At 30.2% G+C, this 23,228-nt stretch carries 20 protein-coding genes and 1 pseudogene; 18 read left to right on the top strand and 3 right to left on the bottom strand.

What is annotated here, in order from left to right:
• Window positions 1-17 precede the first annotated feature (17 nt).
• The 18 genes and pseudogenes from fliD to flhB all read left to right on the top strand — a co-directional run bounded on the left by fliD (window position 18) and on the right by flhB (window position 17,264).
• Window positions 18-1,409 (top strand): flagellar filament capping protein FliD, encoded by a 1,392-nt coding sequence (gene fliD, locus CF66_RS00870; RefSeq protein ID WP_034411243.1) that lies wholly within the window; start codon window positions 18-20, stop codon window positions 1,407-1,409.
• Between the two features lie 2 nt (window positions 1,410-1,411).
• A complete protein-coding gene (locus CF66_RS00865) occupies window positions 1,412-1,714 on the top strand; it encodes a hypothetical protein (RefSeq protein WP_034411240.1) in 303 nt (100 codons plus the stop codon).
• Between the two features lie 10 nt (window positions 1,715-1,724).
• Window positions 1,725-2,135, top strand: a complete 411-nt coding sequence (fliS, locus tag CF66_RS00860) for a flagellar export chaperone FliS (protein ID WP_016503695.1) — start codon at window positions 1,725-1,727, stop codon at window positions 2,133-2,135.
• Between the two features lie 185 nt (window positions 2,136-2,320).
• Window positions 2,321-3,796: a sigma-54-dependent transcriptional regulator gene (locus CF66_RS00855; protein ID WP_034411239.1), complete on the top strand. Its 1,476-nt coding sequence runs from the start codon at window positions 2,321-2,323 to the stop codon at window positions 3,794-3,796.
• Between the two features lie 1,085 nt (window positions 3,797-4,881).
• Window positions 4,882-5,196 carry a flagellar hook-basal body complex protein FliE gene (fliE, locus tag CF66_RS00850; RefSeq protein WP_016503697.1) on the top strand — a complete coding sequence of 105 codons (315 nt, stop codon included), beginning with the start codon at window positions 4,882-4,884 and terminating at the stop codon, window positions 5,194-5,196.
• Window positions 5,197-5,216: 20 nt separating this feature from the next.
• Entirely contained in the window at window positions 5,217-6,935 is a 1,719-nt protein-coding gene (fliF, locus tag CF66_RS00845; protein ID WP_016503698.1) for a flagellar basal-body MS-ring/collar protein FliF, read from the top strand.
• Window positions 6,928-7,971 carry a flagellar motor switch protein FliG gene (gene fliG / locus CF66_RS00840; RefSeq protein ID WP_034411236.1) on the top strand — a complete coding sequence of 348 codons (1,044 nt, stop codon included), beginning with the start codon at window positions 6,928-6,930 and terminating at the stop codon, window positions 7,969-7,971. Before fliF ends, fliG begins: the two co-directional genes overlap by 8 nt.
• Window positions 7,972-8,008: 37 nt before the next feature.
• Complete coding sequence (locus CF66_RS00835; protein ID WP_016503700.1) at window positions 8,009-8,803, top strand: flagellar assembly protein FliH; 795 nt, start codon at window positions 8,009-8,011, stop codon at window positions 8,801-8,803.
• Window positions 8,800-10,113 (top strand): FliI/YscN family ATPase, encoded by a 1,314-nt coding sequence (locus CF66_RS00830; protein WP_016503701.1) that lies wholly within the window; start codon window positions 8,800-8,802, stop codon window positions 10,111-10,113. Before CF66_RS00835 ends, CF66_RS00830 begins: the two co-directional genes overlap by 4 nt.
• Window positions 10,114-10,118: 5 nt before the next feature.
• Complete coding sequence (gene fliJ / locus CF66_RS00825; RefSeq protein WP_016503702.1) at window positions 10,119-10,580, top strand: flagellar export protein FliJ; 462 nt, start codon at window positions 10,119-10,121, stop codon at window positions 10,578-10,580.
• 78 nt (window positions 10,581-10,658) lie between these two features.
• Window positions 10,659-12,095: a flagellar hook-length control protein FliK gene (locus tag CF66_RS00820; protein ID WP_016503703.1), complete on the top strand. Its 1,437-nt coding sequence runs from the start codon at window positions 10,659-10,661 to the stop codon at window positions 12,093-12,095.
• Window positions 12,096-12,308: 213 nt separating this feature from the next.
• Entirely contained in the window at window positions 12,309-13,349 is a 1,041-nt protein-coding gene (gene fliM, locus CF66_RS00815) for a flagellar motor switch protein FliM (RefSeq protein WP_016503704.1), read from the top strand.
• 17 nt (window positions 13,350-13,366) lie between these two features.
• Window positions 13,367-13,774, top strand: coding sequence for a flagellar motor switch protein FliN (fliN, locus tag CF66_RS00810; RefSeq protein WP_016503705.1), 408 nt, complete (start codon window positions 13,367-13,369; stop codon window positions 13,772-13,774).
• A 44-nt stretch (window positions 13,775-13,818) separates the two neighbouring features.
• On the top strand, window positions 13,819-14,145 hold the full coding sequence (gene fliO / locus CF66_RS00805; protein ID WP_016503706.1) for a flagellar biosynthetic protein FliO: 327 nt from the start codon (window positions 13,819-13,821) through the stop codon (window positions 14,143-14,145).
• A 191-nt stretch (window positions 14,146-14,336) separates the two neighbouring features.
• Window positions 14,337-15,011, top strand: a pseudogene (gene fliP / locus CF66_RS00800) (flagellar type III secretion system pore protein FliP); the annotation flags it as partial.
• A gap of 17 nt (window positions 15,012-15,028) precedes the next feature.
• Complete coding sequence (gene fliQ, locus CF66_RS00795) at window positions 15,029-15,301, top strand: flagellar biosynthesis protein FliQ (RefSeq protein ID WP_034411234.1); 273 nt, start codon at window positions 15,029-15,031, stop codon at window positions 15,299-15,301.
• A gap of 15 nt (window positions 15,302-15,316) precedes the next feature.
• Window positions 15,317-16,102, top strand: coding sequence for a flagellar biosynthetic protein FliR (gene fliR, locus CF66_RS00790; RefSeq protein WP_016503709.1), 786 nt, complete (start codon window positions 15,317-15,319; stop codon window positions 16,100-16,102).
• Between the two features lie 31 nt (window positions 16,103-16,133).
• Window positions 16,134-17,264 (top strand): flagellar biosynthesis protein FlhB, encoded by a 1,131-nt coding sequence (flhB, locus tag CF66_RS00785; protein ID WP_034411232.1) that lies wholly within the window; start codon window positions 16,134-16,136, stop codon window positions 17,262-17,264.
• Window positions 17,265-17,281: 17 nt separating this feature from the next.
• Here the strand turns inward: flhB and tilS are convergent, their stop codons facing one another.
• From tilS to dnaE, 3 genes are all read right to left on the bottom strand, one after another.
• Window positions 17,282-18,601: a tRNA lysidine(34) synthetase TilS gene (gene tilS / locus CF66_RS00780; RefSeq protein WP_034411230.1), complete on the bottom strand. Its 1,320-nt coding sequence runs from the start codon at window positions 18,599-18,601 to the stop codon at window positions 17,282-17,284.
• 98 nt (window positions 18,602-18,699) lie between these two features.
• Complete coding sequence (accA, locus tag CF66_RS00775) at window positions 18,700-19,659, bottom strand: acetyl-CoA carboxylase carboxyl transferase subunit alpha (protein ID WP_016503712.1); 960 nt, start codon at window positions 19,657-19,659, stop codon at window positions 18,700-18,702.
• A 6-nt stretch (window positions 19,660-19,665) separates the two neighbouring features.
• On the bottom strand, window positions 19,666-23,169 hold the full coding sequence (dnaE, locus tag CF66_RS00770; protein ID WP_052541651.1) for a DNA polymerase III subunit alpha: 3,504 nt from the start codon (window positions 23,167-23,169) through the stop codon (window positions 19,666-19,668).
• Window positions 23,170-23,228: the final 59 nt, after the last annotated feature.

Genomic DNA, 23,228 nt, shown 5'->3' with positions numbered 1-23,228 from the left:
TCTTGGAGGATTTTTTAATGAATGCAGGATCTATAAAAATCAATACTGGCGATATTGATTTTATTATCAATAGAATTGTTGAAGCAGAACGACTACCAAAGCAACAATATATTGACCGTGAACTATCTAATATTAGTTCTAGTATTAGTGCTTATGCACAAATACTAGAACTATTGCATCAAATGAAAGATCTAGTAGAATCCTTTCGTCAAAAAAAAGCCTTTTCTGCAAGAAATATTAATACTTCTGACAAAAATGTTTTAGCTATACTAACAAATGATGCTGTAGAAGCTAAGTATTCTATCAATGTATTACAGCTTGCCCAAAAACATAAAATAATATCTAACCTAGTATCTAAAAAAGAAAAATTTGGACCAGGAATAGTACAAATTCAGCTGAATCAAAAACAATTTTCAATTAAAGTAAGACCAAATTCTAAGTTGACAGATATTATGGAACAAATCAATAAATCAGATAATAATCCTGGTATTCAATCATCAATTATTAATGAAATCAAAGGACAACGACTTCTCATAGCTTCAAATATATCCGGAGAGGAAAATGTTATCACCATAAAAGTGAATACACACTTTCGCAATTCACTAAATAAACTGAATTATCATAATCATGTACAAAAAGGAACCTCGACCAAACTAAAAGAAGGTACAAATTTAAGCATGATTCAGGTCCAACAAGCAAGAAATTCAAAAGCAACTATTGATGGTATAACTACTATTTCCAATCCTGAGAATATCATCGAAAATTCTATTTTCGGAGTAAAATTCATTTTGAAGAGTACAACGAAAGAGAATGAACCAGAAACAGAAGTAGAGGTAACACATAATGAAAAAAAAGTCTTGAAAAGTATAGAAGAACTTGTTGAATCCTATAATCAATTATATAAAAAATTAAAGGCATTTGAAGAATTTAACCCAAAGACTGGAAAATCCGGAGTATTAGCTTCAGATAATGTAATTAGAAACATAAATTCTAATTTTAAATCACTTTTCTCATCAAAAATAGAATCGGATAATAAGGAGATACAATCCTTAACTGAATTAGGTATTACTACCACACGTCAAGGAACACTTGAAATTAATTATGATATACTCAATAAACAACTTAAAACTAATTTTAATAAACTTTCTAACTTTTTTAATGGTAACCAAGGTTTTTTAAGACGCACAGAAAATACTATTGAAAATATGATGAAAATAACTGGAGCAATTCGTGTACGTGAAAAAAGTCTAATGAAAAAAAATCATCGTCTATTGGATGAGCAGTTAACATTAGATCATCGTATGAAGGCATTAGAAAAACGTACCCGCGCCAAATTTACATTGATGCAAAATGCAACTAATAAAATGGAGTATCAATTATCAGGAATGATAAATATGATGAGTCGGTAAGTATGACTACATTAGAAATCATACATAATATAGACCAAAAAATTAGTTCTATTTTAACTGATAAAGAGACTCACTTTCACGAGATCATACTACTAATCAATAAAAGGGGAGAAGCATTGCAGCATATCTTTCCTTTTGTAAAGGAAACACCCAATTTAACTAAAAGTAAAAAATGGCTCTTATTGTTGGAAGAAACTAAACAGCTTGTAGAACAATTTCATTCCAAAACAAATCAACTAGCTCAAGAATTAATGAAACATCGCTATAATAATCAGTCTATTCAGCAGTACAAAAAGTTTTTATAAGGAAAAAATTATGCGTAGTTCTCTACAAACATACAAGAAAGTATCTGTTGATAGCCAGATCAGTTCAGCTTCACCACATAAAGTAGTTCAAATGCTTATGGCTGGATCGATAGAATACCTGATTGAAGCTAAAGTAGCTATGAAACAAGGAAATATTTCTCTTAAAGGAGAAAGTTTAGGAAAAGCTCTAGATATTATAATTAGCTTACGAAATTGCTTATCCATGGATGATGGAGGCGAGATAGCAAAAAACTTAGATCAGCTTTATGAATTCATGATTACACAAATTTCAACAGCTAATCAAAAAAATTCTCCTCAAACTATCGATAATGTCATTGATATCATTAGAGAAATTAAATCTGCTTGGGATCAGATTCCTCAAGAATATCATTATCTTACCTCAGCTAATATCAATATGTAAACTCGCAAATTGTTCTTGAAAGTTATCTGCTAATATCAATATCACATCTAGTATAGTAATTGCGCAGTTGCCTTATTTTTTTTATAACATAAAATAAAGGGAGTTAAATAATCAGAACGTTGATTTTTTACTATGTAACTTAACCAGTAAGTTTTTAAAAATTTAAAGGAAACTATTCTTATCCTATGCCAGGTTTAGCGGAAATACTTTTAATTGAAGATGATATAAAAATTCGAACCAATCTAAGCAATATTTTAGAATTTGTTGGTGAACGATGCAAAATACTTGCTTCTAATAAAATTAATGAACTAGATTGGTCAAAACCATGGGCAGGCTGCATTATTGGCTCATTAGATTTAAGTAACAAACAAATTTCTGACCAACTTCATCAAAAACTTATTAAAGCCTATCATGTTCCTTTATTAATTACTGGAAAACATTCATACTTTATGAAAAATTATCCACAATACATTGGTAACTTAGAATTTCCTTTAAATTATGCTCAATTAAGTATAGCTCTCAAGCACTGTAAATATTACTTATCTAATCAAACTGTACATATAGAGAAAAACAGTCAATTTTATACTCTTGTTGGTGAAAGTACTGCTATTCGGAAAGTTCGTTATTTAATTGAGCAAGTATCAAAGACTGAAACCAATGTCTTACTAATTGGAGAATTAGGTACTGGTAAAGAATTAATTGCTCGTAATATTCATAACAATTCTTCTCGTAGTAATTCTTCATTTATACCAGTTAATTGTACTACCATACCATCAGAACTTTTAGAAAGTGAATTATTTGGCTATGAAAAAAATATTTTCACTGGAGCTATCACATCTAGAAAAGGTTGTCTTGAACTTGCTGAAGGTGGTACATTATTTTTAGATGAAATTAGTAATATATCACTCCCATTACAAATTAAATTAGTTCATTTTATTCAAAAATGTAGCTTTAAACGTGTTGGCGGAAATACTACTATTACGGCCAATGTTCGTATTATTGCAACAACGAATCAAAATCTAAAGGAACTAAGAAAAAATATTTTTTTTCGAGAAGAACTTTACTATGAATTGAATGCTTTTCCTATTGAAGTGCCTTCACTACGAAATCGTAAAGAAGACATTCCTTTAATATTACAAAACGTAATTAAACAAATAAGCGCTGATAATAAACAACCTATCAATTTTACTTCCCGTGCTATTCACTCTTTAATAAAACATGATTGGCCAGGTAACATTCAGGAGCTTTTAAACTTAGTAAAACGTATGATTATTTTAAATCCAAATGAGTTACTAGATATAAATCATTTACCATTGAATTATCGACATGATAATAATATCCCAACATTTCAGCCAAGAAAAAATTTATTTAATTTCATAGAAGAAGAAGAAGAAGAAGAAGAACGTAATGCATTAGCAGATATTTTCTCTGAAAACTTTAATTTTGAACAAACAAGCAACTATCAAAATCATCTTGAAACATATCAACCACTTCCTACAGAAGGTATTAACTTAAAAGATTTTTTAGCTGAAGTAGAGGTACACATGATAAATCAAGCGCTTGAAACTCATGATGGTATTGTTACCAAAGCTGCAAATATACTTGGAATACCTCGAACTACACTAGTAGATAAAATGAAAAAATATAATTTGCATCGATAATAATTCAGTGTAAATAATAAAATGAGTTTAAGCTTCCACTTTAATAAAGAACAAGTTTATTTCGATACTCTTAGAAATCAAGCAGCATGCTCATGCTATAAAGAAGCATTAAATATAATATTTACCTGATTAATTCTACTTAATAAACAATGTGCTATAGTAGAATATATAAGCGTACTACTTTTTACTACTCGAACTTACAAGATAGGTTATAAAATACAGGGATAGTGAATATATTTTGCTTTATCATAAAACACAGTTAGAAATAATTTCAGAACAGAAAAATACTGAAGTTTGACTATGTATATTCCATTTTAGTATAGTACGTAAAATTATATATTCTTAATAACTACTTATACTGACATTAAGAATGCATTTTCATCAATAAAAGTTGGTACTTCCGATTATATTACAAAAATCATCAAATGATACTGTAATGGCTGATTTAAAAGCCTATAATTACCTATAATTAATAAATAATACTTGCTAGCAAAAGCTAATATATAGAATAAATACTTGGATCTAATATAGATTATAAAGGAAAAATCAACTAATCGAAAAGATAACCAATTTTTTATTATTAACTGCGCTGCAATTGCTGGAGCAATACTATCTTATCCAAAAAAACAAACAAGCTTAAAATAGGATAATTTTACTTGATTAGATCAGTGAAATAAACTTAAATTTACAAGCTAACTTATTGAGAATTCTTCAAAAAAGATAAAGAAACTATAAGAGGTCTTTCAGAAAAGTTTATATTATCGGTTAACTGTTTTTCGAATAAAGCAGTCTAAACTATAATTTTTAGGTGATATTGAACCTTTCAGTAAATATTTCGTTCAAAAAAAAATAGACTTAACAATTCCAAAGGCAAGTCAAATCGATACTAAAACTACTGAACTAGAAATGTATGTGAACTTGATATTAATAAATGCAATACTAAATGATAACGAAACAAAAATTTTTAGTCAAAACACACGATGAAGGAATAAATATTTATAGATAGATTTATTCTTACCTTTATATAACACACAGCATATCTTTACTAATTAACGTACAACGAAGAATTAGCTCAGGAGATAACAATGGAAATTTACAACTTGAACAATGAAATTAAATCGATGACCTTAGAAGCAAGAAACATTGGCAAAAGCACAGTCATTCAGAAAGAAACAAACCTTAGCTTTAATGATATGCTAACTAAAGCAATCAATGATGTAAATACCTTTCAAAAAGATTCTAGCAACTTGCAAATGCGTTTTGATTATGGTGATAACAATGTATCTTTATCTGATGTCATGATTGCTCGTAATAAAGCTAGTGTTACATTTGAAGCTACGATTCAGATACGTAATAAAATTGTTGAAGCATATAAAGAATTGATAAATATGCCTGTTTAATAATAAGCTAGGTAGAAATAGTGATAGACAATATAACATTTTCTAACTCGACAGATGAACAAGTAAAGATAAAAAATCCTAATCCTAAAAAAGAACAGAAAGAATCTATTTTAAACAGAAAGAACTTTCCTAAATTTACCTTTCCAATAAGCGATTTAGATATCTTACGTCAAATAGTCTCCGTTTTGTCTATTTCCATTTGTGTGGCACTAATCATTATGCTTTTTCTCTGGGTAAAAGAACCTGAAATGCGTCCTTTAGGTGAATATGAAACCAATGAACTAATTCAAATTTTAGAATATTTAGATCGACAAAAAACCACCTATAAACTTAGTGGTAATACTATTACAGTTCCTACAAATAAATACAGTAGGTTAAAACTTGATCTTGCCCGAGCTGGATTAAACCAGGAAAAACAAGCTGGTGATGAAATTTTATTACAAGATATGGGTTTTGGAGTATCTCAACGCTTAGAGTTAGAACGAGTTCAACTAAGCAGAGAACGTCAACTTTCTAAAGCTATTGAAGAAATGAAACAAGTACGTAAAGCAAGGGTTCTGCTTGCACTCCCAAAACAAAGTGTTTTTATTCGTCATCATAAAGAAGCATCAGCTTCGGTTTTTTTAATACTTCGTACTGGTTCAATGCTAAAACAGGAAGAGATTTATTCAATAGTTGATATGGTAGCAAGCGCCGTTCCAGGGATGAAACCAACACGTATTACAGTAACTGATCAACATGGTCGTTTACTCAGTTCAGGTTCTCAAAATATTGCCTCTTCCATACAACAAAAAGAACATGAATTAGAGCGTAAACAAGAACAGGCATTACGTGAAAAAATTGACTCTGTACTTATTCCAATTTTAGGATTTGGTAATTACACAGCTCAAGTTGATATCGAATTAGATTTCAGTACTATTGAACAAACACAAAAATATTTCAATCCAAACACACAATCTACTAGAAGTGAACATATTGTAGATAGCTATAATGATAATAATACAGCTTTAGGTATACCTGGAGCTCTTAGTAACCAACCTCCAACAGATTCTTCAATCCCAGAAAATTTAACTAATGTGAAAAATAATTTAACTTCTAAAGGAGGTTCAACTCATAAGGAAGCAACTCGTAACTTTGAATTAGATGCTACTATTAGTCATGAAAAACGTCAAACAGGCTTTATTACTCGACAAACCATTGCAGTAGCAGTTAAACATCGCTCATCAATTGATCCAAATAATGGGAAAGTTAATTATACTCCTCTGTTAAATACTGAACTAGACTCAATTCGTCAAATATTGATTGGTACTGTTGGTTTTAATAAAGATCGAGGCGACTTATTACATGTTCTCAGCATGCAATTTGCAGAACCTGAAATAGAATCGATAGTTTCTGATATACCACTTTGGGAACACCCTAATTTCAATTATTGGATTCGTTGGTTTTCTAGTGCTTTAATAATAATTGTTGTTATTATTCTTCTTATTAAACCAGCGATGAAAAAATTAATGAATCCAGCGACTTCTGATCAACAATCACATAGTTTAGACACTTTAAAAAATAAAAACTTAACCACTAATAAAAATGTTAAAAATGATGAATTACTTGGATTGGCTTCAAATTTTGATTTACCTAATTTACAAAAAGATGAAGATGTACTTAAAGCAGTGCGAGCTTTAGTTGCCAATGAACCTGAACTAGCAGCTCAAGTGATAAAAAACTGGATGAAAAATGCCTAAAAACAATAAAAATAATAATGAGGGGGGGAAACCTATCAAAATTTCTAATATTATTGGAGATGAAAAAGCAGCTATTTTACTTTTAAGCCTTAATGAAGACGATGCAGCAGGAATTATTCGTCATTTAGAACCTAAACAAGTACAACGTGTAGGCAGCGCTATGGCACGTGCATCAGATTTAAGTCAAGAAAAAGTAGAATTAGTTCATCGAGCTTTTTTAAAGGATATTCAAAAACACACTAATATTGGAATGGGTAGTGAAAGTTTTATGCGCAATACACTGATTACAGCTCTTGGTGAAGATAAAGCTAACAATTTAGTAGATCAAATCTTGTTAGGAACAGGTTCTAAAGGCCTTGATTCTTTAAAATGGATGGATCCACGTCAAGTGGCTAGTATTATCATCAATGAACATCCTCAAATCCAAACAATCGTATTATCATACTTAGAAGCAAATCAATCTGCTGAAATTTTATCCCAGTTTTCTGAGCGTGATCGTCTTGATCTCATGATGCGAATTGCTAACTTAGAAGAAGTTCAACCTTCTGCACTTGCCGAATTAAATGAAATTATGGAAAAACAATTTGCTGGTCAAGCTGGGACTCAGGCAGCTAAGATTGGAGGGTTAAAAGCTGCAGCTGAAATAATGAATTATATGGATAATAATATTGAGACTGCTTTAATAGATCAAATACGCAATCAAGATGAAGAAATAGCAACGCAAATTCAAGATCTTATGTTTGTTTTTGAAAATCTAATTGAAATTAATGACCAAGGTATGCAAAAGTTATTACGTGATATCCCACAAGATATATTGCAAAAATCACTTAAAGGTGCTGATGATACTTTGCGTGATAAAATATTTAAAAATATGTCTAAACGTGCAGCTAAAATAATGTTAGATGATTTGGAGGCGATGCCACCAGTAAAAGTATCTGATGTAGAAGCAGCTCAAAAAGAAATTCTTACTATCGCACGTCGTATGGCCGATAATGGAGAGATTATGCTTTCAAGCAGTCCAGATGAGTTTTTATAGTTTTTTTAGAATATTCTAATATATTAAGGAAATTCATATGGTTAATAAAAAAAAACAAGGATATTTTCATTTTAATCAAAATAAAAATACTGCTCAAGCAAAAAGATGGGTACTCGTTAACTATCCTGAAATAACAGACAAAAAAACTCATAAAAACACTGCTATGAACTATCATCCTAACTTGCTAACCAATATAAGTACTAATAAAAAGGAAAAGCAATATATAGTTAACAAAAAAAATAATGAACTACTTAAAAAAGAGGCTTATAAAAAAAGTTTACTTAAAGGTCATGAGGATGGTTTCAAAAAAGGTTATGATACAGGCCAACAAAAAGGTATAAAAGAGGGTCAAAAACAAGGATTTGAATCAGGGAAAGTTGAAGGAATCAAGGAAGGGGAGAAAATCATACAAAAACAAGTAGACATTTTGGTAAAATTAGCAAATCAATTTTCTGAACCCTTAGAAGAACTGCAATCTAAAATTGTAAAACAGCTAGTTGATATGGTACTAATTTTAGTTAAAGAAATTGTCCATATTGAAGTAAAAACCAATCCAAAAATTATTCTGGATACCGTCAAACAATCTATTAAAGCTTTACCAATTCTAGAAACTAGTATTATAATTAAGCTTCATCCTGATGATCTAGCAATAATTCAATCTGTTTACAACAAAAAAGAACTTGATCAAAATAATTGGATTTTATCTCCTGAACCGAAACTTAATCGCGGTGATATTCAAATGAAAACAAATGAATCAAGTGTAAGCTATAAAATAAAAGATAGAATTGAAGATGTTATTCATAATTTCAAAATATCTAACCATCAGTTATGATAACACTTTCTGAACGTTTAAAGCAATATAAAATTCAAGGAATTACCTGCCGACCAGTTGTATCAGGAAAATTAATTCGTGTTATAGGTCTAACTCTTGAAGCAAAAGGATGCCAAGCTCCAATTGGTAGTTTATGTGAAATAGAAACTATAAATGGTACAATGGAAGTAGAAGTTGTAGGTTTCTCTGAAAACAGTCTGTACCTTATGGCAAACGAACAAATTACTGGTGTTTTTCCAGGAGCAAAAATAACACCATTAAAAAGAGAGCTTAGTATACCTGTCGGTACAGAGATACTTGGTCGTGTAATTAATAGTATGGGAAATCCGCTAGATAATTTGGGACCAATTCATATTACAGAACATGCTGCATTCTCTGCTAAACCTATTAATCCTTTAATACGTAAACCGATTACTGAACCACTTGATGTTGGTATAAAGGCAATCAATGGATTATTAACTATAGGTAAAGGACAACGCATTGGTTTATTCGCTGGTTCTGGAGTAGGAAAATCAATTACACTTGGTATGATGACTAAAGGAACTATTGCCAAAATTATAGTAGTAGGATTAATTGGTGAACGTGGACGAGAAGTAAAAGAATTTATTCAAGAAATATTAGATAAAGAAAAATATAAATATTCAGTAATAATTGCTGCTCCTGCAGATACTGCACCTCTCATGCGTATCAAAGGAGCCCAATCTGCATTAACAATTTCGGAGTACTATCGCGATAAAGGATTTGATGTGCTCCTTCTAATTGATTCACTAACTCGTTTCGCACAAGCACAACGTGAAATTGCTCTTTCAATAGGAGAACCTCCAACTACTAAAGGATATCCCCCTTCAGTTTTTACTAAATTATCTTCACTTATTGAACGTGCAGGGAATATTAATACTCAGGGTTCTATTACAGCGTTTTTTACAGTTTTAACAGAAGGAGATGATCTGCAAGATCCAATTGCAGACGCAGCACGTGCAATCCTTGATGGTCATATTGTACTATCTAGAGAAATAGCCGATTCAGGACACTACCCTGCTATTGATATAGAAAAATCTATTAGCCGAGTCATGCCTAACATCACAACAAAAGAACACATGTTAATGTCTAGAAAAATAAAGAAAGTACTATCAATTTGCCGTCAAAATCAAGACTTACTATCTATCGGAGCTTATAAACCAGGAATAGATCCCATCGTTGATAATGCATTTAGTTTAAAACCTAAAATTGACCATTACTTACAGCAAGATACTCAGGAAAGTGTACCATATGAAATGTGTATTACTATGCTAGAAAATATTCTGAAATAATAAAAATGTCAAGTATTAAAAATAAGTTAAACTATTTATTAGAGCGATATAAAAAAGAAGAAAACAAAGCGTTCTTAGCATTAAATTCTTCTCAATTAGAATTAAAAAGCTATAATAAAAAACTGTCAAAAATTCAACAATATCGTCTCTTCTATTATCAACAGTTAATCGAGAAAAGCAAGCTTGGATTAGCTGCAAATGAATATTTACATTTGCAAAAATTTTTAAATCAGATTGATATAACTATTGCTAAACAAAATCAATATCAAACTCATTTAAAAACTCAAATAGATAATTGCCAAAAATATTGGTCAAAAATACAAAAACAACGTCGTACTTATGAAGTACTAATTGAAAAAAAACACAATGAATACCAAAAACGTCAAAATCTCTACAAAGAAAAACTACTTGATGAATTTTTTATGTCTCAATTTAATTACAGTAAATCTTATCCAACTCTGTTTTAACATAATAATTTCAAATAATTAACATGTTCTTTGCGTTATTTACTAAATTATTTTTAATTTAAAGAGCACATATATCATATGCATGTACACTTGCCTCTAGTTTCAGAAACTAGTAAATCAGATGAAACTACAAATAAAATTAACGATACTATTTTAGAATCTAAAGAGAAAAGTTTTTTTTTGACTGAGCTTATCTCTTTAATAAATAAGCAAATGAAAGAAAAAGCAAATAAAAAAAATGTTGAGCATGCTTTAGTTCAAAAGAAGATTATAAACCTAGATAATTTCAATAATATACTCCAATCTGAAGATGAAAAATCCAATAATATGTACAAATCAGATGAAAATGAAAACCTGATTTTTTCTATTCTGTTTACACAAATAAAAAGTGAGGGTTCTATGGAAGATATGAAAAACCAAGATTCTAGAACTTTACTAGATCCAGAGAACTTATTTAAATTTATTTCTGATTCTGACTTCAAACAAAAATATATATTAGAAGAACAAATAGGTAAAAAAACATTAAGCAACATCCAGGAAACTAGCATTAATGACAAATCTAATCATAAAATGAGGATATCTCAAGCTACAGCAGAGCCTAGCGAAAATTTTCTATTAAAGAAAGAATTACAGAATCTAACTATATCATCTGAAAAAATAAACAACAAAACTACTGATAAAAGCCTAAATACATATGATCATTTACTAAAAATTATAAAGAACACTCATAAAATTAATCAAAATATTGCTAATCAACAAAATCAAATAATTGAATCAAGAGAAGCATTTCAAAAACATAACCACTTACAAATGCTTATTCTTTATAAGAATAAAGTCAAAACATTACCAATAATCTTAACAATGCCAACAAGTTGCAAAAAACAAAAGCATCAACAGTTACTTAACACAACCATACAAACCAAACATGAATCATATAATCCAATAATAATACCTAAGACTAAAACAGATATAAGTGAAGAAATAAACCAAAGTCTTTTTACAATATCTAATTCACAACAAATAATAAATAACTCTAAAATTCATACGGAATCGTTAAGTCAAACCAATCATTGTAATTCCCTACCCAATTCTGCTGTCGCATTCTCTAAACCAATACTAGTAGAACAAGTTGCAGAACATATACAGATAATGATATTGAAGAACCTAAAAAATATCGATATTAGACTTGATTCTCCAGAATTTGGCAAATTAAAAATTCATATGAATATGAATAATGATAATAGCACTTCTATACACTTCTCCGTACTCAACCAACAAATTAAGGAAATGATCGAGCAATCTATACCTAGATTGCGAGATATTCTAGCAGAACAAGGTATCCATTTGGATAATACTTTCATCCAACAACAAAGTTTAGGAGAAAAACAAAGTTCCTATTCAAGCATTTTTAGAAAAAAATCTAAAAAATCCACTAAAAATGAAGATGATATTAATCTTAAATTAAACTTAATATCACAAAAATCTAAAAGTAATGGTATTAGCTGTTATGCTTAATTATGAAAATCTATAGAACATAAATTCATTTTTTATACTTAGCATTTATTATCATGTTTTAATATTAATTAGGTAAGTTGATTATTTAGATAATAGTTTTTCTTATGCTTTATAATATTAATGATAAACAAGTAAGAAACAAGTAAGTTATTTAAAAAAACCACTACAAGATTAAGTACATATACTTAATCTCATAAATTCAGTAGGTATAAAATGACTGATCTATTAAGCCAAGATGAAATTGATGCTCTTCTTCATGGAGTTGATGAAGTTGAAGATGAGATAAAAAATAAAAAAATTGATGACTCCATTATTAGTTTTGATTTTTCTTCTCAAGATCGTATTGTACGTGGAAGAATGCCAACATTAGAATTAATTAATGAACGTTTCGCACGACATTTAAGAATTAGCTTATTTAATATGCTTCGGAAAACTGCTGAAGTATCTATTAACGGTGTTCAGATGCTTAAATTTAGTGAATACCAAAATACTTTATATGTACCAACAAGTTTAAATATGGTACGTTTTAGACCACTAAAAGGAACTGCATTAATCACTATGGAAGCACGGTTAGTATTCATCTTAGTAGAAAATTTTTTCGGTGGAGATGGTCGGTTCCAAGCTCGTATAGAAGGACGAGAATTCACACCTACTGAACGTCGTATTATACAGCTTTTACTAAAAATTGTTTTTTCAGATTATAAAGAAGCTTGGTCTCCAGTAATGGAAGTAGCATTTGAATATTTAGATTCTGAAGTAAACCCAAGTATGGCTAATATCGTTAGCCCAACTGAAATTATTGTAACAAGTTCATTTCATATTGAGGTTGATGGTGGAGGAGGGGACTTTCATATTGTAATGCCATACTCTATGCTAGAACCAATACGTGAGTTACTTGATGCAGGTGTTCAATCTGACAAAATGGAAACAGATATCCGATGGAGTTCTGCGTTAAGAGAAGAAATAATGGATGTCTTAGTAAAATTTAGAGTTAACTTATTAGATCAAAACATTTATCTACGTGATTTAATGGAATTACAAGTTGGTGATATAATTCCAATTTCAATGCCAGAACATGCAACTATGTTCATTGAAGAACTTCCGACATTTCGTGTCAAACTAGGACGAGTTGGTGAAAACATGGCAGTACAAATTTCTGAAAAAATTAAACGTCCTGATATTATTAAAACAGATTTTAAATTCCTTGAACAAAATATTGTTCCAGAATTTACAGAATATAATAATAATGATTAATATATAGGTATTAAATAATGGAACAAAATAATGAACAAAAGTTAGTTGATGAATGCTCTAATACTTTAAATCAAAATCTAGAAAAAAAAAATGATTCAAACAATATTATCTCAGCACCATTAGACGAATTAAAAGAGTCATCTTCATCTATTTCGGAAGAAGAGCGACAGAAATTAGATACTATTCTAGATATTCCTGTAACTATTTCTATGGAAGTGGGAAGATCTCAAATTAGCATTCGTAATTTATTACAGCTTAATCAGGGTTCAGTTGTAGAATTAGGAAGACTTGCTGGAGAATCCCTTGATGTACTTGTAAATGGTACTTTAATTGCTCATGGAGAAGTAGTTGTGGTTAATGATAAGTTTGGAATACGTTTAACAGATGTCATTAGTCAAACAGAGCGAATTAAGAAACTTAGATAAGTATTTTAATCATAAAGTAATTGATTTTTAAAAGGACAGTAATAATGCAGTGGAGAATCCTATGGTTCATTTTATTACCATTTACTCTGTTAGCTGATACTGATAACCCACTGAATTTAATTAAAACTTTCAGTTCTCTTTTATTCATTATTATCTGCATATTATTTTTTGCCTGGTTACTTAAAAAAACACAGTTACCGGTAATAATGAACCAAAAAAGCTTGAGTATTATTCAACAGTTAAATATTGGAACTAAAGAGAAAATAGTAATAATTCAAGCAGGAGAAGAAAAATTTCTTGTCGGTATAACTTCACAATCAATTCAACTTATCTCCAAATTAGAAAAATCCATAAACCTAGAGCAATCATAATTAATATTATGACTCAACTATTGAAAAGAATGAAAAACCTTAACTATCTCATTAGCATTGTATGTATTTCTTCTATCTTTATGTCTTCATATTCTTTAGCTGTTATCCAGTCAAATTTTATTCATGTTTCAAATATTCCAAGTATTACTGATGATATTATTGAACTCAATATCCACCAATTAAAAATAAATACTGGAATTCCAGCCTTTACAATGAAAACTAATCCTAATGGCGGTGAAGATTATTCAATAAATCTACAAATTATTGCATTAATGACTATATTAAGTTTTTTGCCTGCTATGGTTATTTTAATGACATCATTCACTCGAATCGTAGTAGTGATGTCTATTTTACGTCAAGCTATAGGTCTGCAGCAAACTCCATCAAATCAAGTTATCATTGGTATTGCGATATTTTTAACTTTTTTTATTATGTCTCCTGTACTTAATAAGATTAATGAAGAAGCTATCCAACCTTATATCAACGAACAAATATCATCTCGTCAAGCATTTGAGATAGCTCAAAAACCAATGAAAAACTTTATGCTTAAACAAACACGAATAAAAGATCTAGAAACCTTTGTTAATATTGCAAATAGTAAAATAATTAGTCCAGAAGAGGTTTCAATGCCTATTTTAATTCCTGCTTTTATCACTTCCGAACTTAAAACAGCATTTCAAATTGGTTTTATGTTATTTTTGCCATTCCTAATTATTGATCTTGTTATTGCATCAGTTTTGATGGCGATGGGAATGATGATGCTATCACCAATGATTGTATCATTACCATTTAAACTAATGTTGTTTGTGCTAGTAGATGGATGGAATTTAATTTTATCTACATTAGTTGGTAGTTTTGCCTTATAAGTAGTAATCTGATAATTGTGAGCAATACTGAATTTTTTATCAATCTATTTCAAGACTCATTATGGATAATATTACTTATAGTATCCGTAATTATTATTCCAAGTTTGTTAATTGGATTGATTGTAGCAATTTTTCAAGCTGCGACATCAATTAATGAACAAACATTAAGCTTTCTTCCTCGTTTAATTATAACATTAGCAGTACTGATATTATGCTCACATTGGATAGTAGAACTATTAATGGATTTTTTTTTCAATATTATTAACCAACTCCCACATGTGTTATACTAAGAACTAAGAAGAATTATGGAATATCCAAGCAATAGTATCTTAAATTGGGTTACAAATTACTTTTTACCGTATGCTAGAGTTTCTTCAATGTTAATGGTTATGTCAGTAACAGGAGCTAAATTCGTATCTAGCCGAATTCGTCTCTACTTAGGTCTTGCAATAACTTTTATTATAAGTGATATAATTCCTCAGGTACCTGATAGCATTGTATTATTTTCATTTAATGGATATCAGGCTTTATTAGAACAAATAATTATTGGTATTTCAATGGGAATAATTACCCGATTTACCATCCAAGCCTTTATTATTCTAGGACAAATATTAAGTATGCAATCAAGTTTAGGGTTTGCTTCTATGATTGATCCTGCCAACGGACAGAATACACCACTTCTTGGACAATTATTTATGTTTTTATCTATAATGTTTTTTCTATCAACTGATGGACATTTAAAAATGCTCCAACTTATAGCAATAAGTTTTTCAAGCTTACCAATCCAACTAAACTCAATACAGGTTATTACTTTTCGAGAAATAGCATTATGGTTTTCTACGATGTTTCAAGTAGCACTAAATATGTCTCTGTCTGGAATTATTTCACTATTAACAATTAATTTATCCTTTGGAATAATGAACCGAACTGCACCTCAATTAAATATTTATTCGCTTGGTTTTTCATTCACATTATTACTTGGACTTTTGCTTTGTTGGTATATCCTTGGAGGTTTATACAGCCATTATGAATGGTTATATACTCAAGCTGAACAACAAATATGTCGTTTAATTAAGTTAAACTGTAACTAAAATTGAACTAAATATAAGAGGGAAAAGTTTATTGCCAAAAGCAAAAGGTCAAGAGCGAACAGAACCTGCTACACCTAAACGATTACAACAAGCTAGAGAACAAGGACAGATTGCTAGATCAAAAGAACTTACATCAGCATCAGTACTGATTATCGGTTCAATTACGCTGATTTTATTCGGTAAAATATTAGCAAATGAATTATTTGTTATAATGAGTCGTTTATTTACACTTAATCATGAAGAAGTATTTGATTTTTCTAAATTAGGATATATTGCTTTAACTTCTTTAGCCAATTTATTCAGTCAACTGATACTAATCTTAATTATACTATTTTTTACTGCATTTATTAGTTCAATTAGCGTTGGGGGAATCATTTTTTCTGTACAAGCAACAATTCCAAAACTATCTAAAATTAATCCATTAAATGGATTTCAGCGAATGATTGGTCTTCAAAGTTGGATAGAGCTTATAAAAGCTATTTTAAAAGTCTTATTAATCTCTGGAACTGCATTTTATTTAATATATATCTCTAAGTCAGATTTATTTCAATTAAGTATAGATATATTTCCCCAAAATATCTTCCATTCTATTGATATTTTGCTTAATTTTATTTTAATAATTAGCTGTTCTTTACTAGCAATAGTAATTATAGATATTCCATTTCAGATTTGGCAACATTCTAATCAATTAAAAATGACTAAACAAGAAGTTAAAGATGAACAAAAAGAAATCGACGGTAAACCTGAAATAAAAGGACGTATTCGAAAAATACAACGTGAAATAGCTCAGAGACGAATGATGACAGATATACAAGAAGCTGATGTTATTATTATTAATCCGGAGCATTTCTCAGTAGCGATACGTTACAAACCAAATAAAGATAAAGCACCAATTGTACTAGCAAAGGGTATTGATTACATGGCATTTAAAATACAAGAAGCGGCACGAAAACATGATATTCATATTATTCTAGTTCCAGAACTTGCTAGATCCTTGTACTACAGCACAAAATTAGGCCAAGAAATACCAGATGGTTTATTCATGGCAATAGCTCAAATATTAGCATATATATTTCAACTTAAACAATATCAAAAATATGGAGGGGAACAACCTATATTACATAAAGAAAATATAAAAATTCCACAAAATCTTAAATACTAGATCTTAGGAAGATTTTTTCAAAGAAAAGTCTTCTTCCAAATTAGTTCACAACCTTGACCAGAAAACTTTTTATCCACAAAAAGCCCAGCAACTGCTACAACCTGAGAAGAAACAACTAATATCGGTATTCTACGTCTTAACCAACTTGGAATAGAATATTCTTGAAATATTTTTTTTAACTTACGACTATGTTTTTTCCCTAAAGGATGAGCAGATAATCCTTCTGGATTAAAAATAATATTAATTTTTTTCTTTCCAATAGAATGTAATGATATAGTCCCAAGTCGGCTGTTTTTTTTAACAGAGAAAAATCCTAAATTATCTGGCAATTTAATAGTATCTCCAAGCTTTAATGAGAAACTTAAATTACTAATATCTATCATATGATCAAGCAAGTATAATCGTTGTTTAAAACGTCTAATCTCTCCATCAGAAAAACGCAGTAAAGGATTTGCATCTTGTTTTGCTAAGGCTACTTGTTGCCAAATATGTCTAAGACACTTTCCATTTGGCATTAATCGACAGAACTTCTTAAACCACATTCGAATAATTCTATTTCGTGCCAATTGGCTATGTTTATTTAATTCTTTAATTAATAAACTACCATCTGGATATAGTGCTGCCTGAAATGATGAAGAAAGCAATTCATCAAGTAATATTTCTTGATCTGCACATAACATAGCACTTTGATTAACTGACTGAGAGAATGAAGACCAACGCTTAATAAGAGTTGGTAATACTTGATGACGAATAAAGTTACGATCGAAACGAAGGTCATTATTACTTTCATCTTCAATCCAACATAGTTGTTTTTTTTGAGCATATTTCTGGATTAAAGTACGACTGAAACTAAGCAATGGACGAAGAATAAAACCAGAATGATATGGCATATACTGAGGCATTGCAGATAATCCTTTAGGACCACTGCCTCTTTTAAGTGCTAAAAAAAAAGTTTCCACCTGATCATCACTATGATGACCTGTAAGAAATAAATCACCAGTTTTAATATATTTTTTAAAAATTTGATAACGAATATCCCGAGCTACTTTCTCTAAACTAGGACTTGAAACATTTAGCTGAATCCTTTCAACATGACATGGAATAGCTAAATCAGCACACCAACGTACACATTGTTTAGCCCAATTATCTGAAAATTGACTTAAACCATGGTCTACATGCACTGCAATACAACGTATTCTATGACAATCACGATATCTAGCTAGCAGATCAAGCATCACTCGAGAATCTAAGCCACCACTTAAACCAAGTATTATTTTAGTATTATTAATATAGTAGTTATTAATAATATGAGAAAAATAACCATATAAGTGATTCATTCCAATCCTTTAGAATACCTCAAAAAAACTAACTATTAAAAAAATTTAAAAAACCTTATAACCTTCCTTATCTAAAAAAACAGATAACGTATGTGTACTTAACAATAACCATAGTCCATTAAACGTTGATAACGACGCTCTATAAGAAAGTTCTTATCCCAATGTTTCAACCTTTCTAGCTGATTTACTAAAACTATTTTTATATTAATTGCAGCTTTTAAATGATCCCGGTGAGCTCCTCCTAGAGGTTCTTTAATAATATTATCAATTAGATTTAGTTCTTTTAAACGAGAAGCAATCAGGCACATAGCTTCAGCTGCCTGAGGGGCTTTGTTAGCATTTCTCCATAAAATAGAAGCACAACCTTCTGGTGAAATAACTGAATATGTTGAGTATTGAAGCATATTTATATAATCACCTACACCAATAGCTAATGCTCCACCAGAGCCCCCCTCACCTATAACATTACAAATTACTGGAACTCGAATGGCAGACATTACTTTTAAATTGGTAGCAATTGCTCCTGATTGACCACGTTCTTCTGCACCAACTCCAGGATAAGCACCTGCTGTATCAATAAAAGTTAAAATTGGCATATTAAAACGTCCTGCCATTTCTATTAGCCGTAAAGCCTTACGGTAACCTTCTGGTTTAGGCATACCAAAATTACGTTTCACTTTTTCCTTTGTTTCACGTCCCTTTTGATGACCTATAATCATTACTGGTGTACCTTCTAAACGAGCAATCCCTCCAATAATAGCTTTATCGTCTGAAAACAAACGATCACCAGATAATTCATCAAACTCAGTAAATATATTTTTAATATAATCTAAGGTATATGGCCTTAGAGGATGACGTGCTAACTGTGCAGTTTCCCAGGCACTAAGATCACTAAATATTTTCTTTGTTAAATCATGACTTTTCTTTTCAAGAAGTTCAATTTCTTTATCTAAATCAACTATAAAATCACTGTCATGGCGAGATAAATTGCGCAATTCCTCAATTTTTACTTCAAGTTCTTCAATTGGTTTTTCAAATTCTAAGAAATTTAAAGTCATCTTCTTCTATAGACTCTTTATGTTACTTTCTAGTTTAATAGGAAATTTAAATTCGAGTTCTACTTGTTTTTTACCACATAATTTTTCTAATTCATCCAACAATTTATCACTTGGTATTACTTTCCACTTGTTTCCAAGTATTACACAAGCCTTAGCATCTGAACGTTGATAGTATACATTAATAGGAATACAATCTGATAGATGATTTAATAATATCTGTCTAAAAGCATCTAGAAAATTTGAATCTATTTGTGATTCTGTAATCGTAACAGATACATTACTAACATATTTTTTACGAGCAGTTAACAAATCCATTACTTCATTCGCTAATATTTTAAGAGTACCTTTAAAATTATCAAAGTCAACGTGTCCAGAAATTACTAAGATCTGATCTTTTTTAAATTTTTCTACATATCTGCTGAAAAGCTTAGAAAAAACTATAACCTCAATACAGCTAGACCGGTCATCCAGTGTCATTAAAGCCATTTTCTTTCCATATTTAGTTGTAGTGATTCTAATCGCAATCACTAAACCACAGATAATAATGCGTTGCTGTTTAGCAAGTTTTATATCTTTTATTTGACAATTAACATAATGACTAATTTCACTAAGATACTTATTAATTGGGTGACCAGTTAGATAAAGACCAAGTGTACTTCGTTCACCTTCTAACCAAACTTTCTCTTCCCAAGGAGATACTTTAAAATATCTGCTCTTTGTTGAGTTTCTCAACACACCAAACATATCGGTCTGACCAGATGATTTATCTTGATTATGTTGGCTAGCTGCTTTAATGGCATCATTTAATGATGCCATTAAAGCAGCACGATGTGGACCTAATTGATCTAAGGCACCAGAATAAATCAGTTTCTCAATTACACTTTTATTAATCTTTCTAGAGTCAATTCTAGCACAAAAATCAAATAAGTCGTTAAAATAACCACCTTTAGTACGAGCGTCAATTACAGAATTAATAGCTCCTTCACCAACACCTTTTATTGCACCAATACCATAAATAATTACTCCAGCATCATTGACATGAAATTGATAAAACCCTAGATTGATATCAGGAGGAAGTAGTTTAATATTCATACGAAGACATTCATCAACTAAAGCAACAATCTTCTCAGTATTATCCATATCAGCTGTCATTACGGCTGCCATAAACTCAGCTGGATAGTGTGTTTTTAACCATAATGTTTGATAGGAAATTAATGCATATGCAGTAGAATGAGATTTATTAAAACCATAACTTGAAAATTTTTCTACTAAATCAAATATTTTCATAGATAATGTAGAATCTATACCATTTTTTTCTGAACCATCCTTAAAAATAGAACGTTGTCTATCCATTTCTTCTGGTTGTTTTTTACTCATAGCACGACGAAGTACATCTGCACTACCAAGCGTATAACCAGCAAGAACTTGAGCAATTTGCATTACTTGCTCCTGATACAAAATAATTCCATAAGTTGAGATAAGTATCTCTTTTAATGATTCATGTTGCCAAGTTTCATCGGGATAAGATATTTTTTCACGTCCATGTTTACGATCAATAAAATTATCAACCATTCCTGATTTTAAAGGTCCAGGACGAAATAATGCTACTAAGGCAATAATATCTTCAAAACAATCAGGTTTAAGTCGTTTTATCAGATCTTTTATACCAGAGGATTCAAGTTGAAATATTCCAGTTGTTTCAGCATTCTGCAATGCTTTGAAGGATGCTTGATCATTAAGTGGAATAGAATCAAGTCTAATAGACTCTTTATTTTCTTTTTCTAAACGAAGGTTAACTAAAGAAAGAACTTCATCAATTATAGTTAAGGTACGTAACCCCAAAAAATCAAACTTGACTAAACCCACCATTTCAATATCATTTTTATCAAATTGAGTAATAGGGAAATTACCTTCTGAATCACAGTGGATAGGAGAAAAATCAGTAATTCTAGTAGGTGCAATTACCACACCACCAGCATGTTTACCTACATTACGAATACAACCTTCAAGAATTTGACATTTATCAATTAGTTCTTTAATTTCTTCATCATGATTATATAATTCAGATAACTCAGATTCACCATCTAGTGCTTTAGCTAAAGTCATTCCAACATCAATAGGAACTAACTTAGAAATCCGATTTACAAAACTAAACGGATAACCTAATACACGACCAACATCTCTAATTACTGCTTTTGCAGTCATCGTACCAAAAGTAATAATTTGCGATACTGCATCGCGACCATACATATCCGCAACATGATCAATGACTTGATCACGTTTTTCCATACAAAAATCTATATCAAAATCAGGCATCGATACACGTTCTGGATTTAAAAAACGTTCAAATAACAAACCATATTCTATTGGATCTAAATCTGTTATTTTTAGTGAATAAGCTACTAAAGAACCAGCACCTGAACCACGTCCTGGCCCGACTGGAATAGAATTATCTTTTGACCATTGAATAAATTCCATAACAATCAAAAAATATCCTGGAAAGCCCATTTTATTAATAACTTCTAGTTCAGTATATAAACGTTCTTTATATTTTTTCTTATGCTTTTGATACTCTTGTTCACTAGAAAAAAGATATCTTAACCGTTCTTCCAATCCTTCTTCTGCTCGCTTAACCAAAAAAGTCTTAATCTCCATTCCTTCTGTAGGAAAGTTTGGAAGAAAATATTCTCCTAGTTGAATAGTTACATTGCATCGTTTCGCAATCTCAACACTATTTTGTAGTGCTTCAGGAATGTCAGAAAAAAGTTCACACATTTCTTTTTGTGTACGAAGATATTGTTTTGGACTATAATTCTTTGTACGGCGGTGGTCATTTAATGTAAAACCGTTATGAATCGCGACGCGAATTTCATGAGCATCAAAAAAAGCCTGATCCAGAAAAACTACTTCATTAGTTGCAACAACTGGTAAATTAAATTTCTCAGCTAATTCTAATGCAAAATATAGGTAATTTTCTTCATTTTCTCGATCAGTTCGAATTAATTCTAAATAAAAGTGATCTGGAAAATATTTCAGATAAAAATTGATGCATTGTTCAACTAAACGATATTTTTTTTTTAAGAAAGCCTTACCAAGGTCACCACTTTTACCTCCAGATAAAAGAATTAATCCTTTAGAATGTTCAACTAACCATCTTTTATCTATAGCAGGTTTATTTTGAATATAACCTCTTAAATATGCTTTTGAAATTAATAAAGTAAGATTTTTATACCCCTCATTATTAGCTGCTAAAATTGTTAAGTTAGTAAACTCATTAATAAATTCAATAGATCGGACTAAAAAATCTGCTCCTATAATAGGTTTGATACCATAACTTTGAGCAGAAAGATAAAATTTTACTAAACCACATAGATTAGTAAAATCAGTTAACGCCATGGCAGGCATACCAAATTGGGAAACTCTTTTAACTAAGGAGGGAATTTTAGATAAACCATCAACCATTGAAAAATCACTATGGATTCGAAGATGGATGAATTTTGGATCTAACATTAATTATTCCTAAAGATAATAAAATATTACAAAACAATAGTCTTGAACATATTGAAGTT

The organism is Candidatus Photodesmus anomalopis (genome assembly GCF_000731785.2).
Lineage (GTDB): Bacteria > Pseudomonadota > Gammaproteobacteria > Enterobacterales > Vibrionaceae > Vibrio > Vibrio anomalopis.
Note: the sequence above shows the minus strand (reverse complement) of the source record. Positions and strands in the feature narration are given on the sequence as shown.

Bases quoted from the DNA above. Each gene is read 5' to 3' on its own strand.
- fliS (WP_016503695.1), top strand. From the start codon at position 1,725: ATGCGTAGTTCTCTACAAACATACAAGAAAGTATCTGTTGATAGCCAG.
- accA (WP_016503712.1), bottom strand. From the start codon at position 19,659: ATGACTTTAAATTTCTTAGAATTTGAAAAACCAATTGAAGAACTTGAA.
- CF66_RS00855 (WP_034411239.1), top strand. From the start codon at position 2,321: ATGCCAGGTTTAGCGGAAATACTTTTAATTGAAGATGATATAAAAATT.
- CF66_RS00865 (WP_034411240.1), top strand. From the start codon at position 1,412: ATGACTACATTAGAAATCATACATAATATAGACCAAAAAATTAGTTCT.
- CF66_RS00830 (WP_016503701.1), top strand. From the start codon at position 8,800: ATGATAACACTTTCTGAACGTTTAAAGCAATATAAAATTCAAGGAATT.
- CF66_RS00835 (WP_016503700.1), top strand. From the start codon at position 8,009: ATGGTTAATAAAAAAAAACAAGGATATTTTCATTTTAATCAAAATAAA.
- fliR (WP_016503709.1), top strand. From the start codon at position 15,317: ATGGAATATCCAAGCAATAGTATCTTAAATTGGGTTACAAATTACTTT.
- fliD (WP_034411243.1), top strand. From the start codon at position 18: ATGAATGCAGGATCTATAAAAATCAATACTGGCGATATTGATTTTATT.
- fliM (WP_016503704.1), top strand. From the start codon at position 12,309: ATGACTGATCTATTAAGCCAAGATGAAATTGATGCTCTTCTTCATGGA.
- dnaE (WP_052541651.1), bottom strand. From the start codon at position 23,169: ATGTTAGATCCAAAATTCATCCATCTTCGAATCCATAGTGATTTTTCA.
- fliN (WP_016503705.1), top strand. From the start codon at position 13,367: ATGGAACAAAATAATGAACAAAAGTTAGTTGATGAATGCTCTAATACT.
- fliG (WP_034411236.1), top strand. From the start codon at position 6,928: ATGCCTAAAAACAATAAAAATAATAATGAGGGGGGGAAACCTATCAAA.
- fliJ (WP_016503702.1), top strand. From the start codon at position 10,119: ATGTCAAGTATTAAAAATAAGTTAAACTATTTATTAGAGCGATATAAA.
- fliO (WP_016503706.1), top strand. From the start codon at position 13,819: ATGCAGTGGAGAATCCTATGGTTCATTTTATTACCATTTACTCTGTTA.
- tilS (WP_034411230.1), bottom strand. From the start codon at position 18,601: ATGAATCACTTATATGGTTATTTTTCTCATATTATTAATAACTACTAT.
- fliE (WP_016503697.1), top strand. From the start codon at position 4,882: ATGGAAATTTACAACTTGAACAATGAAATTAAATCGATGACCTTAGAA.
- CF66_RS00820 (WP_016503703.1), top strand. From the start codon at position 10,659: ATGCATGTACACTTGCCTCTAGTTTCAGAAACTAGTAAATCAGATGAA.